General features: G+C 53.8%; 11 protein-coding genes and 1 other RNA gene. 6 read left to right on the top strand and 6 right to left on the bottom strand.

What is annotated here, in order from left to right:
• Nucleotides 1-14: 14 nt before the first annotated feature.
• A complete protein-coding gene (locus BMX91_RS14550; protein ID WP_092055822.1) occupies nucleotides 15-2,402 on the bottom strand; it encodes a 3-hydroxyacyl-CoA dehydrogenase/enoyl-CoA hydratase family protein in 2,388 nt (795 codons plus the stop codon).
• Nucleotides 2,403-2,595: 193 nt separating this feature from the next.
• On the opposite strand from BMX91_RS14550, the gene BMX91_RS14545 reads away from it, so the two are divergent.
• The 4 genes from BMX91_RS14545 (at nucleotide 2,596) to BMX91_RS14530 (ending at nucleotide 4,213) form a co-directional block, all read left to right on the top strand.
• The gene (locus BMX91_RS14545; RefSeq protein ID WP_092055819.1) at nucleotides 2,596-2,871 is read left to right on the top strand and encodes a hypothetical protein; all 276 of its coding nucleotides are present in this window, start codon (nucleotides 2,596-2,598) and stop codon (nucleotides 2,869-2,871) included.
• Nucleotides 2,868-3,233 (top strand): hypothetical protein, encoded by a 366-nt coding sequence (locus BMX91_RS14540; RefSeq protein ID WP_092055817.1) that lies wholly within the window; start codon nucleotides 2,868-2,870, stop codon nucleotides 3,231-3,233. Before BMX91_RS14545 ends, BMX91_RS14540 begins: the two co-directional genes overlap by 4 nt.
• A 61-nt stretch (nucleotides 3,234-3,294) precedes the next feature.
• Nucleotides 3,295-3,615, top strand: coding sequence for a thioredoxin family protein (locus BMX91_RS14535; RefSeq protein WP_092055816.1), 321 nt, complete (start codon nucleotides 3,295-3,297; stop codon nucleotides 3,613-3,615).
• A gap of 88 nt (nucleotides 3,616-3,703) precedes the next feature.
• Nucleotides 3,704-4,213, top strand: coding sequence for a C39 family peptidase (locus BMX91_RS14530; protein WP_092055814.1), 510 nt, complete (start codon nucleotides 3,704-3,706; stop codon nucleotides 4,211-4,213).
• Nucleotides 4,214-4,275: 62 nt separating this feature from the next.
• On the opposite strand, the gene BMX91_RS14525 is transcribed toward BMX91_RS14530, so the two are convergent.
• The gene (locus BMX91_RS14525; protein WP_092055812.1) at nucleotides 4,276-5,229 is read right to left on the bottom strand and encodes a 5'-3' exonuclease; all 954 of its coding nucleotides are present in this window, start codon (nucleotides 5,227-5,229) and stop codon (nucleotides 4,276-4,278) included.
• Nucleotides 5,230-5,268: 39 nt separating this feature from the next.
• Nucleotides 5,269-6,792, bottom strand: coding sequence for a histidine ammonia-lyase (gene hutH / locus BMX91_RS14520; RefSeq protein WP_092055810.1), 1,524 nt, complete (start codon nucleotides 6,790-6,792; stop codon nucleotides 5,269-5,271).
• Nucleotides 6,793-7,132: 340 nt separating this feature from the next.
• On the opposite strand from hutH, the gene BMX91_RS14515 reads away from it, so the two are divergent.
• The gene (locus BMX91_RS14515) at nucleotides 7,133-8,647 is read left to right on the top strand and encodes a glycine betaine uptake BCCT transporter (protein ID WP_092055807.1); all 1,515 of its coding nucleotides are present in this window, start codon (nucleotides 7,133-7,135) and stop codon (nucleotides 8,645-8,647) included.
• Nucleotides 8,648-8,823: 176 nt separating this feature from the next.
• Nucleotides 8,824-9,012 (top strand): hypothetical protein, encoded by a 189-nt coding sequence (locus BMX91_RS16025; protein WP_218143884.1) that lies wholly within the window; start codon nucleotides 8,824-8,826, stop codon nucleotides 9,010-9,012.
• A 246-nt stretch (nucleotides 9,013-9,258) separates the two neighbouring features.
• On the opposite strand, the gene ssrA is transcribed toward BMX91_RS16025, so the two are convergent.
• The 3 genes from ssrA to rnr all read right to left on the bottom strand — a co-directional run bounded on the left by ssrA (nucleotide 9,259) and on the right by rnr (nucleotide 12,743).
• Nucleotides 9,259-9,616, bottom strand: a transfer-messenger RNA (tmRNA) gene (gene ssrA / locus BMX91_RS14505).
• A gap of 141 nt (nucleotides 9,617-9,757) precedes the next feature.
• On the bottom strand, nucleotides 9,758-10,228 hold the full coding sequence (gene smpB, locus BMX91_RS14500) for an SsrA-binding protein SmpB (protein WP_092055802.1): 471 nt from the start codon (nucleotides 10,226-10,228) through the stop codon (nucleotides 9,758-9,760).
• 76 nt (nucleotides 10,229-10,304) lie between these two features.
• On the bottom strand, nucleotides 10,305-12,743 hold the full coding sequence (rnr, locus tag BMX91_RS14495) for a ribonuclease R (protein ID WP_092055800.1): 2,439 nt from the start codon (nucleotides 12,741-12,743) through the stop codon (nucleotides 10,305-10,307).
• Between the last annotated feature and the right edge of the window lie 35 nt (nucleotides 12,744-12,778).

The following is a 12,778-nucleotide window of genomic DNA, read 5'->3' as shown; positions in this document are numbered from 1 at the left end:
TGTCTGTCCTCCGCTCAGTTGCGGAGCGGCTTGCCTTTTACGAGCATGTGCTGCATCCGCTGCTGGGATTTTGGTTCCGCGACCAGCTGCAGGAACGCCTCCCTCTCCAGGTTGAGCATGTATTGTTCATCGACTTCCGTACCATACGGCACTTTTCCGCCTGACAGGACGAAAGCGAGTTTCTTTGCAATCTTGAGATCATGGTCGCTGATATAGCCGGACAGATGCATCCCTTCAGCACCGACCATCATCGCGGCATAGCCCGGCTCCCCGGCTACCGGAATCGTGCGCTTTGCAGGAGGCGTGTAGCCCGCTTCATGAAGTGCAAGCGCTGCCTGTTTCGCGTCATAAATCTGATGGTCGCGGTTGGCGCTGACGCCATCCGACTTGCCGAGGAAATTGTTCTCCCGCGCCTCCTGTCCGGATGTCGAAACTTTCGCCATCGCAATCGTCTCGAAAACTTTCGCCGCGATATCGACGTAGTCTGCCTTGACTCCGTTCGGCATTCCTTCGAGATGTTTTCGGTAGAGGCTGATGTTTCCTCCCCCGCCCGGGATCAGGCCGACTCCAGTTTCCACCAGCCCGATATACGTTTCCATAGTTGCCTGGATGTGCGCAGCAGGAAGCGTGATTTCCGCACCGCCGCCAAGTGACATGCCATGTGGTGCGACAACAACCGGCTTTTTCGAATAGCGGACCTTCATCATGGCGTCCTGGAAGGACTTGATCATGAAGTCCAGCTCGAAGATGTTGTCGTCCTGTGCTTCCATGAGGATCATGCCGAGATTCGCCCCGACCGAGAAGTTTTTGCCCTGGTTGGCGATGACAAGCCCCTTGTATTGATCGCTGCTTTCCACTTCATTCAAGGAATCGAGAAGCATCTTGATGACGTCCGGACCGAGTGAGTTCGCCTGGGAGGTAAACTCCAGCAGAGCGATGCCATCACCGAGGTCGATCAGGCTTGCGCCAGTGTTCTTCTTGATAACCCCGTGCTTCGCTTTCCACTTTTTCAGATCAATCTCTTTTTCGTTCATCTGGACCGGTGTATAGCCTTCACCGTCAAAGTACTTGATCGTGTCATCTTCCGTTTTATAGAAGGAACTGTTGCCGGAATCCAACAGCTTCTGTACAAACGCCGGAATGTTCCGGCCTTCTTCCTTCATTTGTTTGACGGATTTTTCTACTCCGATCGCATCCCACAGTTCAAACGGGCCCTGCCTCCAGCCGAAGCCCCACTTCATGGCATTATCGATCGATGTGATATCATCCGCGATCTCCCCGACTTTCTCCGCCGAATAGATGAGTGTCGGAGCCAGGATGTTCCAGAGCAGTTCCCCTGCCCGGTCATTCGCGTAGACCAGTGTCTTCAGCCTGCCATCGCCCTTCTGCTGCTTCGCCGCTTCGATGGAAGGCGCTTTCAATTTCTTCTGCGGCGAGTACTCAAGTGTAGCAGGGTCGATTTCACTGATTTCTTTGCCTTCCTTCAAATAGAAGCCCTGTTTTGATTTTGCGCCGAGCCAGCCGTTTTCCACCATCTTCACGAGGAAATCCGGCGTGCGGAACACTTCCTGCTCCTCGCCTTCCGTCTGGTCGAACACGTTTTTCGCGACATGGACAAATGTATCCAGCCCGACCACGTCGAGCGTACGGAACGTTGCAGATTTCGGACGGCCGATCAGTGTGCCCGTGACAGAGTCCACTTCCCCGACCGAGTATCCACGCTCCGTCATTTCACGGAGAGTCACGAGAAGTCCGTAAGTCCCGATCCTGTTGCCGATGAAGTTTGGTGTATCCTTCGCAATGACGACGCCCTTGCCTAGCCGGTTTTCTCCGAAGCGGACCATGAAGTCCAGTACTTCCTGCGAGGTCCCCTTCGTCGGGATGACTTCCAGCAGCTTCAGATATCGTGGCGGGTTAAAGAAGTGAGTACCGAGGAAATGCTTGCGGAATCCTTCCGAGCGCCCTTCGGCCATTGCCTCGATGCTGATGCCGGAAGTGTTCGAAGAGACGATGGCATGCTCAGATCGAACCCCTTCGATCTTTTCGTAAAGCGCTTTCTTTATCTCCAGATTTTCAACGACAACTTCGATGATCCAGTCTGCATCCTTCAGCTTTTCCAGATCGTCCTCAAGGTTCCCTGTTGAAATGAGCGAAAGACTTTCTTTGGATGCGAGCGGCGCCGGTTTCTGCTTTTTCATGTTTTTGATGGCCTGGTCCGTCAGCCGGTTGCGGACTCTTTTGTCTTCAAGCGTAAGGCCTTTTGCTTCTTCCTCGGCTGTCAGTTTGTTTGGCACGATATCCAGCAGCAGGACGGGAATGCCAATGTTTGCAAGATGGGCCGCTATGCCGGAGCCCATCACTCCTGAGCCGATGACGGCTGCTTTGTTGATTTGGTGAGCCACGTGATTGCCTCCTCCTAGTTTGAATGAATGCTCATTCATTTCATTGCCAAAAAAATAGGCAAGTGCTTTATCCATAGTTTAGAATATTTCATCACAATGCGCAACATACCAATTGAAAAAAATGAATTTCTGCTCATTATTTGCTTGTTGGAGGGCATCCTATGTTTAAATCATGTAAAGAGGAGGATCAGCCATGGGCATCTTCTCCAAACCCGCAATCAAAAACGCGAATGAATCGGCTCCCGGCCCCGAGCTGTTCAAATCGGATACTGTAACAGCCAGAAATATTGAAGACCTTTCAAAAATTATGGAAGTCAACAAATTATGCGCCAAAATGTACGGGGCAGCCGCCGCATCAACCAAGCTTCCTGACCTGAAAAAAGAATTCGGCAGTATCCAGAAGGACCATGTCAAACAGGCCAGTGACATTCTTGAATTTCTGAAGAAAGAGAGGGAGCAGGCAGAATGACGGACAACCCAGGCGAGGGAAAAGACAAAACTGAAGAGACATCAAAACCCCAAGACGAAAGCCAGCAGGACAAAAAACAGCAAGACAAAAATGATGGATCCCTAAACGACCGTGAAATGGCGATTCTTTTGCTTAGTATGGAAGAATCGCTGTGCCGATCTTATCAGGACGCGGATAATCATGCGTTCAGCACCAAGCTGGCATCCCTGCTCGCCAGTTTTAAACAGAGTTCAGACAAGAATCGCCGCAACCTCCGGGATCTGGTCACCAGGCATGGCTGGCTCTCTCCCCAACCAGCAAAACGGGAGGACTTTGATAAAGCAATCCAGAAATCCGGGGAGGCGCCGCCTCCTGTTGTCTGAAACATGATGCTATCCCTGACCAGCCGGAAAAGTGTACACTAGCCGTATGGGAGGGATAGAGATGAAAAAAATCACGACAGCAGAACAGTTCAACGAAGTCATCACAAACCCGGAACAGTCTCTGATCAAATTTGATGCAAGCTGGTGCCCGGACTGCCGGCGGATGGACATGTTTATCGGGCCGATCGAAGAAAAGTACAGCCAGTTCACCTGGTACGAGGTAGACCGCGACGCGCTTCCGGAAATCGCGGACAAATATGAAGTGATGGGTATCCCAAGCCTTCTCGTATTCAAGGATGGAGAGAAAAAGGCCCATCTTCACAGCGCAAGCGCCAAAACACCCGACCAGGTGACCACGTTCCTCGACAGCTACCATGCATGACCCCTAAGGAAGGCAATGAGCCTTCCTTTTTTGTATGCACGCTGTTGAGGTATAATCGGTGCAAATCATTTCCGGCGGAGGGATGGACATGGCACTGATCGAATCGTTCAGGGGAAAGTCGCAATATGATCCGGATATAGATCCGGCGCAACGGAACTCTGCATGCGGACCGGTGACGGCGTACACGATGATCGGCCATCTGCTGGGAGCCTGCCCAATCTCTGTTTCTGAACTGTACCGCTCCTTCGGCGGTACCCGCCTTGGCCTGTCCGCAGGACGATTTATCAAGGGTGCCTCAAAAATGCTTGGAGGCGGCTGGATCGTCAGCCGGTGTTCGCTTGAGGAACTCAAAGAAGAAATCAAGGCCGGACGTCCGGTTGCGGCGAAATTCGATAAATGGTTTTCTTTCCGGTGGTTCGGCAACTATGAATTCGCCTACCATTGGGTTCCTATCGTCGGGTATACCGAGGAAGGCGGAGACACGGTCCTGATTGTCCATGATAACGGAGGCCGCGGGCGCCCCAGCCGAATCCGCCGTGTATCTTATGCCCGGAACCGGCCGATCCTGACGTTTGTCCGGATGACACCCGTCCAATAAGTTCAGAAAGGCCGCCGCAGAAACCTGCGGCGGCCTTTTCAACGTGTTCGCTGTCACCTTCGTTAATCGAACGGCCACTCTTCCTGTACTCCGGATTCCGGAAACAGGTTCAGAAGCCGCTTGGCTGCGGTTGTATAGCCTTCTTTTTCAAGTGCATGAACCGTTTCCGGACCGTAATTCCGTACATTCAGCTCATCGAGATCGGCATCAAACACTACATGGCAGTCGATTTCTGCAAGCTCTCGCGAAAGATGCAGCATATCCTGCTGTTCGGTTATTTTCTTCCGGACTGCCGGTTTCAGGTCGTCCAGGTGCTGCAGGACGCCATCCACCGATCCATGTTCAAGTATGAGCGCTGTCGCGGTTTTCGGTCCGATGCCCTTTACCCCGGGGTATCCGTCACTGGAATCTCCCATGAACGCCTTCAGATCCACGAATTGCCCGGGCTCGAATCCGTACTCCTCACGGAAGCGCTCGTCTGAATAGATATCGAACACCGTGTGCCCTTTTTTCATGAAGGCAATCTGCACGCCCGGTGCGAGCAGCTGCAGCAAATCCCGGTCGCCGGTGATGACCATGATATCCGCCTCATCTTTCCAACGGGTGATCAGCGAACCGATCAGGTCATCGGCCTCCACGCCGTTCATGCCGAAACTTTTCCAGCCGAGCAGATAGGCGGACTCCCTTCCCATGTTAAACTGCGGCTTCATCTCTTCGGGAGGTTCCGGACGGTTCGCCTTATAGCCTTCGTACAGATCATTCCGGAACGTATAGGCCCCCATGTCCCAACAGACGGCGATGTGGGTCGGGTTGAACATCGACTGCGCAGCCAGTGCATGGCCGAGAAACCCCTGAACCGCATTGGTCGGGATCCCTTCCGCATTCCTCATGAACCTCCCGTGCACCGATGTCGCAAAAAACGCCCTGAACAGCACGGCCATCCCGTCAATAAGCAATAGCCGCGGCCGCCCCGTCTCTTGGTTGCTTACTGTACCGATTTTCTCCAACGTATTCATCCGATCACCTTTTCCTCATTGCGTTCCTTACATCATACCTCAAGAACCGGTCTCTGTGTCGGAAGTCAGGCCCCGGCCCCCGGCTTCCTCCAGCAGCCATTGCTCCAACTTGGCAATGTCCCTGCTAAACACCCGGTCTTCCTTAAGTGGGGGGATGATTTCGTACAGAGCGTCCCACTTCCGGCGCAGTGCAGGGGCCATCTCTCCCTCCCCGCGGATGGCGCATGCCTGGAAAGCGCAAAAGGCTTCCACGGCCAGCACCCGCCGCACGTTACCGACAATCCGCGCGGCATGCCTCGCAGCAGTCGCGCCCATACTCACATGGTCTTCCTGGTTGGCTGAAGACGGGATGGAATCTACAGATGCGGGATGGGCCAGCGTCTTATTTTCGGATACGATACTGGCCGCCGCATACTGAAGGATCATCGCACCCGACTGGAGTCCCGGTTCCGGGCTGAGGAACGGCGGCAGTCCTGCATTAAGCTGAGGATTGACAAGGCGCTCAGTCCGCCGCTCAGAGATATTTGCGAGCTCAGACATACCGATCTTCAAAAAATCCATTGCAAATGCAATCGGCTGACCGTGAAAATTCCCTCCTGAAACCACAGTGCCCCCGCCGTCAAATATCAGCGGATTGTCCGTTGCCGCATTGAGTTCGACCTCGAGCTTTTCCCTTACATAGCCCAACACCTGCCAGGTCGCACCGTGCACCTGGGGGATGCAACGGATCGAATACGCATCCTGTACCCGCAGTTCTCCCTGCCGCGTGGTGAGCCGGCTGCCCTTCAGCCAGTATCTCATCCGTTCAGCAACCGCTGCCTGTTCCGGATATCCCCTTGCCTCATGGATCGCCGGATGGAATGCATCCGTAATTCCCCTGAGTGCTTCGATGGTCATCCCCGCAATCCACTCCGACTGAATCGCGAGCTGCTCGGCTTCCAGAAAAGCAAGTGCGCCGCAGGCCGTCATTGCCTGTGTCCCGTTGATCAGAGCAAGGCCCTCTTTTGCCTGTAGGCGGACAGGACGGATGCCTCTGCTTTTCCACACCCGTTCTGCCGGCACGGGTTTCCCGTCCTGAAAGACTTCCCCCTCTCCTATGAGAACAAGCGCCAGATGCGCGAGCGGTGCGAGATCGCCTGATGCACCAAGCGAGCCCTGACTCGGGATGACGGCATTGATTCCGAAATTCACCATATCCCGCAGCCGCTCGAGCACAACCGGACGGACGCCCGAGTGTCCTTTCAGGAGCGCATTCAGCCGTAGAACAGCCATCGCCCGGGATACCTCCTCAGAAAACGGCTTACCCAGACCGCATGCATGGGAACGAATGAGATGAAGCTGAAGTGTTTCCGTGTCATCGGCGTAAATCTTTACATCGCTGAATTTGCCGAATCCCGTGTTGATGCCGTAGACCGTCCGCCCTTCTGATATGATCCGTTCCACCGCCTGACGGCTTTTCTTTACGTTCTGAAGCGCCTCCGGACAGAGAGTCACCTGTTCACTGCCGGTAACAATCCGTTTCAGATCACCGAGGGTCAGCCCGCTTCCGGTCAGTGTAATCATCGCTTCCACCCCTTCTACCTTTATCTTAGCGAAAAAAGAAAGCGTTTTCACAAAACAGCAGGCTTTTCCTGCCCAATTAATAAGACATCCATTTACCTGACAAAAGGAAACAATCGTTTTAACACACTGATTTAGGGTATTGGAAAACGATGCACTAACAAGAAAAAGGGCACACTCCCATAAACGTTTTTTATTCTTTTGGTTTCCGTCTCTTAACCATGGTGCAAGCTAATGGGACAGGAGCGACATGCAGCCATTTCCTTGACAGGCCCCGGAAAAATGCGTTAAGGTCTGTCACTGTGTGTCCTTATCGTAAAACGATTCATATAGGAGGGATAAGATGAAAAAAGTATCCAGCGTCTTTTGGATTGCAGTAACACTTGTAATCCTCGCAGTCGGATATGGATCCCTTGCTCCGGAGAGTTTCGAGCGGGTCACCAGCTCCATGACTGCTTTCATTACATCATCATTCGGATGGTACTATCTGCTGATCGTCACCATCATCGTACTTTTCTGTCTTGCCATGATTGTCAGCCCGCTTGGCAAGATGCGGCTGGGCAAGCCGGAAGACCGCCCGGAATTTTCCACTATCAGCTGGTTTGCCATGCTGTTTTCCGCCGGCATGGGAATCGGACTTGTTTTCTGGGGAGCCGCAGAGCCGCTGTCCCACTACGCCATTGATCCCGCAACAGAAGAACCGGGAACCCGTGAAGCGTTTATTGAATCGATGCGCTACACTTTCTTCCATTGGGGAATCCATGCATGGGCGGTCTATGGTGTGGTCGCATTGGCCCTGGCCTACTTCCAGTTCCGTCGAGGTTATCCCGGACTGATTTCTTCCACATTGCGTCCAATTTTCGGTGAAGAACGTATGAACGGGCCGCTTGGCAAGCTGATTGATGTTCTGGCTGTATTCGCGACTGTTTTCGGTGTGGCCACGACACTCGGCTTTGGGGCTATCCAGATCAACGGCGGGCTGTCCTATCTGTGGGACATTCCGATCAGCCTTGGTGTCCAGACGATCATCATCATCATCGTCACGATCCTGTTCTCCATTTCTGCCTGGTCGGGACTCAGCAAAGGCATCAAAATCCTGTCCAATACAAACTTGGTTTTGGCAGTGATTCTCCTGGGCCTGGTTCTTGCTGTGGGTCCGACACTGCTCATTCTGAATATGTTTACCGATTCGATCGGTTCGTATCTCCAGAACCTGCCTCGAATGAGCTTCCGTTCCGCACCGCTTAATTCGGATGCGCGGGAATGGATTGATGGATGGACCATTTTCTATTGGGCATGGTGGATATCCTGGTCGCCGTTTGTCGGCATCTTTATCGCCCGGGTTTCACGGGGCCGGACAATCAGGGAATTCCTTACAGGCGTCTTGCTCCTTCCTACAATCGTAAGCTTCTTCTGGTTCTCAGTGTTTGGCGTAACGGCAGCTGATGTCCAGAATTCCGGTACGGACCTTACAGGCCTTCTGACGGAAGAAACCCTCTTCGGGGTCTTTGAACAGTTGCCGATGTTCTGGATTCTGTCCATTGTCGCCATTTTGTTGGTCTCCATCTTCTTTATCACATCTGCCGACTCGGCCACATTCGTGCTGGGGATGCAGACGACCTATGGTTCACTGACCCCTTCCAATGCGGTCAAGCTGACATGGGGGGTTCTGCAGGCAACCATCGCGGTCATCCTGCTTTATGCCAACGGGCTGACGGCTCTCCAGAACTCACTGATAATCGCTGCCTTGCCGTTCTCCGTCATCATGATGCTGATGATGGTGTCACTGATTAAGGCGATGTCGAGCGATCACCAAAAGTTAACCAAATCAGACGAATGGAAAAAACGACGACCTTAACATAGAAAACAGGGCCATCCCGTAATGAGGGGTGGCCCTGTTTCTGTATGAAGAGCCCGGTTTCCGATGCGGGCATGTGCATAGGATACGAAAGATTGCCGGAAGGAGTGGAATCATGGTTAACAGACCCGGAGGAGGAGACATGTGGGAGTCTCCGATGGATTGGCTGCCGTGGGATGATGGAGGACGCGGCGGACCGGGATTCCCGGGAATTCCTGGGTTCCCGGGGATACCTGGGTTCCCGGGACAGCCTGGAAGACCGGGAAGACCTGGACAACCAGGCAGGCCGGGGCGACCCGGACCGCCCGGACAGCCTCCTATCGCGCCGTATGCAGTTGACCCCGGTGCGATCCGCAGATGTCTAAACCGCGTGACGGATGTACGGCTCACCAACGGACAGCGTTTCTGGTTCTTTCCGACCTTTGTCGGACGACGATCGGTTGCCGGTTACCGATGGAGATCGAGACAGCGGAGATGGGAATATTTCGGAATTGACCTGAACGAAATCCGTTCATTCTCCTGCAGCCGCTGACCGTCTCTATGCATGACAAAGCCCCCTCAGAAATGAGGGGGCTTTGATCGTTCGTATGGGTAGCCACCATTGATATGTATGGTGGAGACGGCGGGATTTGAACCCGCGTCCAGAGACTCCAACACTCCGGCTTCTACGCGTGTAGCTGATCAATTAAGTTTCGCGCGGCATTCTGCCGGTCAGCAGGCGTCCTGCGCGCTATCCTGTAAATCTCTTACGTCGTCCTCAGGCGGCGGACAGACGTCGTAGCCCACTGATAAGTGAGTCCCGCGATGCCACATGGGCGATGGAACCGAAGGACCGTTTCAGCAGCTTACGCTGCGAAAGCGAGGTTGTTGTTAGTTTTGCCAGTTGTTGTTAAATGTCGTTGATACGGAGCCGACCCTCCGACGCGCAACCGGAGCTCAGACCATCCCTGTCGAATCCAAAACGTCCCCGTATGGGAAGAATGGAGATCCTGATCAGGATCACTGAAGCTCATTACACTGGCAATCTGTGACCTCATTATAGGATATATCGCGCCGTCTTGCAAGCGAAGGGCATTCAGTACTGCTTCTCCGCTCGCAGGCGATGCGCATTCAATATTGCTGCTTTGCCTTGAATGCCCGCTCCATCTCGCGCTTGTGTTCTTTTTTCTTCAGGTCTTCCCGCTTATCATACTTTTTCTTACCTTTCGCGACCCCGATCAGGACTTTGGCATAGCCATTCTTGACGTACATTTTAAGCGGGATGATCGAGAACCCCTCTTCCTTTGTCTTACCCAGCAGCTGATTGATCTGCTTTTTATGAAGCAGCAGTTTCCGTGCTCGCAGCGGATCGTGGTTGAATCGGTTTCCCTGTTCATAGGGGCTTACGTGCATGTTGGAAATCCACGCCTCATTATTCCTGATGCGGATAAAGGCATCGCGCAGCTGGACCTTGCCGTTCCGGATGGACTTGATTTCCGTACCCTGTAGGACAATTCCCGCTTCAATCGTTTCTTCAATAAAGTAATCGTGCCCGGCTTTCTTGTTTTGTGCGAGGACACGCTGGTCGTTTCCCTTCGCCATGGTGTTTCCCCCTCTATAACGGACAACGGGACGGCAAGATGCCGTCCGGTGTCATGGTTTATTGATTCGGTTCAAGTTATTTCTTCGGGTTGCCGCCTCGCGGAGAATTTCCGCGTCCGCCGCCACGGGAACGGTTGCCGCCGGAACTTCCTTGTCCGGAAGGTCTGCCGGAACCGCCGCCACGGTTACCGCCACGGCCACCGCCGCTGCGTCCGCCGCCGCTCCTTCCGCCTCCGCGGTTGCCCCCGGAGCTTCGCCCGCCGCTGCCGCCGCGGTTGCCTTCTCCACGGCCTTTGTCGCCGCCTCTTGTATCACCCTTTGTCCGGATGACCTTCGGGCTGTCTTTGCGTGTCCGGCGAACCGGCGCATTGGTGCTGTCCATATCCGCCAGCTCAAAGTCGATCGCCGACTCTTCGGGCTTGACGGAAATGACACGGACTTTCACTTTGTCGCCGATCCGGAACTGCTTGGCCGTATGCTCCCCAACCATCATCAGATTGCGATCATCGAACCAGTAATAGTCATCGGTCATGTAAGAGACATGGACAAGCCCCTCAATAGTGTTTTCCAGTTCCACAAACAGGCCAAAGTTCGTGACCGACGAAATGATGCCTTCAAACTCTTCGCCGACTTTGTCTACCATGAACTGTGCCTTCTTGAGCGCTTCCGTATCCCGCTCCGCATCGACAGCACGGCGCTCCATGTCGGACGAGTGCTCCGCGATTTCAGGAACTTCGCCTTTCCACTTCGCGACCGTAGCCGGCGAAGTGTCCGCCTCGATGAGATATGTGCGGATCAGCCGGTGGACGAGAAGGTCAGGATACCGCCGAATTGGCGATGTGAAGTGCGTGTAGAACTCGCTGGAGAGGCCGAAGTGGCCGAGGCTCAGCTCGGAGTACCTCGCCTGCTGCATCGAACGGAGGAGCATTGTAGAGACGACCGGCTCCTCCGGTTCCCCGGAGATCGATTCGAGGATTTCCTGGAGTGCCCTCGGGTGCACTTTGTTCGACGTCCCGCGCACAAGCAGACCGAAGTTCGTGATGAACTCGAAGAACCGCTCCAGTTTCTCGGATTTCGGATCTTCGTGAATCCTGTAGATGAACGGAACCCGGAGCCAGTGGAAATGCTCGGCTACCGTCTCGTTCGCGACTAGCATGAACTCTTCGATCAGTTTTTCCGCAACCGTTCGCTCGCGTACGACAACGTCCGTCGGCCAGCCTTCTTCATCAACAATGATCTTGGATTCCTTGAAGTCGAAGTCGATCGCTCCGCGGTCGAAACGGCGCTGTCGCAGGATGGCAGCGAGTTCCGCCATATGCTCGAACATCGGGACAAGCGGCTCATAGCGTGAACGGAGCTCCACATCTTTTTCTTCTACGATTTTATACACATCGGTATATGTCATCCGCTCAACAGTACGGATGACGCTCTGGAAAATCTCATGAGAAACGACTTTACCCTTGCTGTCGATGGTCATCTCGCAGCTGAGTGTGAGACGGTCAACATGGGGGTTCAGTGAGCAGATACCGTTAGATAGGCGGTGAGGGATCATCGGGATAACCCGGTCCGTCAGGTAGACACTCGTTCCCCGCTCACGGGCTTCATCATCGATCGCGGAACCTTCCGTCACATAATAGCTGACGTCCGCAATATGGACGCCGAGCTTATAGGTGCCGTCGTCGTTCTTTGTAACCGTGACGGCATCGTCAAGGTCCTTGGCTTCTGCGCCATCGATTGTGACAATCTGTTCGCCCCGGAGATCCCGGCGCTTAAACAGGTCCTGCTCACGGATTTCGTCAGGAACCCGGTTGGCGTGCTCGATGACTTCATCAGGGAACTCGATCTCGATACCATATTTATAGATGATCGAGAGGATATCGACACCCGGATCGTTTTTGTGTCCGAGCACCTGGACGATGATTCCTTCGGCCGACTTGCGCTCACTCGGCCATTCGGTGATTTCGACGACGACTTTGTGCCCGTCGACAGCACCAAGCGTGTTTTCCTTGGATACAAATACGTCCATCGGCAATTTCTTATCATCCGCAATGACAAAACCGAAGCCTTTGTGCGCCTGGAATGTCCCGACGACTTTCGTGTTTTTGCGTTCCGCAATCCGGATGACGGAACCTTCCTGACGGTCGCCTCCTGTTTCTTTCAGGATCTTGATCAGGACGGTGTCGCCGTTCATCGCTGTGTTTGTCTCATTCGGAGGGATGAAAATATCATCCATTCCCTCTTCTTCAGGCACGACGAACCCGAACCCTTTGGCATGGCCGATAAAGCGGCCGCGAATGATGTCCATCCGCTCCGGAACACCGTAGCGGTCAGAACGTGAGCGGATCACGTCTCCCTTTTCCTCAAGTTCGACGAGTACTTTCACCAGTTCCTTGAATTCCCCTGCATCCGTCAGTTCCAGTTCCTCCTGGATCTCCTGTACGGTCAGCGGTTTGTAGCTGTCTTCGCGCATGAACGAGAGAAGCCGGTCACGCAATTCTTTTAAATATTCTTCCACAATATCCCTCCTGCAATAGCCTGTCTTTCTCCGGC

This window comes from Bhargavaea ginsengi, from assembly GCF_900109165.1.
Classification (GTDB): domain Bacteria; phylum Bacillota; class Bacilli; order Bacillales_A; family Planococcaceae; genus Bhargavaea; species Bhargavaea ginsengi.
The sequence above is the reverse complement of the archived record's forward strand: the minus strand, read 5'-3'. Positions and strand labels throughout refer to the sequence as shown.

Excerpts from the sequence above, each read along its gene's own strand:
- BMX91_RS14545 (WP_092055819.1), top strand. The coding sequence starts at position 2,596 with ATGGGCATCTTCTCCAAACCCGCAATCAAAAACGCGAATGAATCGGCT.
- BMX91_RS14535 (WP_092055816.1), top strand. The coding sequence starts at position 3,295 with ATGAAAAAAATCACGACAGCAGAACAGTTCAACGAAGTCATCACAAAC.
- hutH (WP_092055810.1), bottom strand. The coding sequence starts at position 6,792 with ATGATTACACTGACCGGAAGCGGGCTGACCCTCGGTGATCTGAAACGG.
- BMX91_RS14515 (WP_092055807.1), top strand. The coding sequence starts at position 7,133 with ATGAAAAAAGTATCCAGCGTCTTTTGGATTGCAGTAACACTTGTAATC.
- BMX91_RS14540 (WP_092055817.1), top strand. The coding sequence starts at position 2,868 with ATGACGGACAACCCAGGCGAGGGAAAAGACAAAACTGAAGAGACATCA.
- BMX91_RS16025 (WP_218143884.1), top strand. The coding sequence starts at position 8,824 with ATGATGGAGGACGCGGCGGACCGGGATTCCCGGGAATTCCTGGGTTCC.
- BMX91_RS14530 (WP_092055814.1), top strand. The coding sequence starts at position 3,704 with ATGGCACTGATCGAATCGTTCAGGGGAAAGTCGCAATATGATCCGGAT.
- BMX91_RS14525 (WP_092055812.1), bottom strand. The coding sequence starts at position 5,229 with ATGAATACGTTGGAGAAAATCGGTACAGTAAGCAACCAAGAGACGGGG.
- smpB (WP_092055802.1), bottom strand. The coding sequence starts at position 10,228 with ATGGCGAAGGGAAACGACCAGCGTGTCCTCGCACAAAACAAGAAAGCC.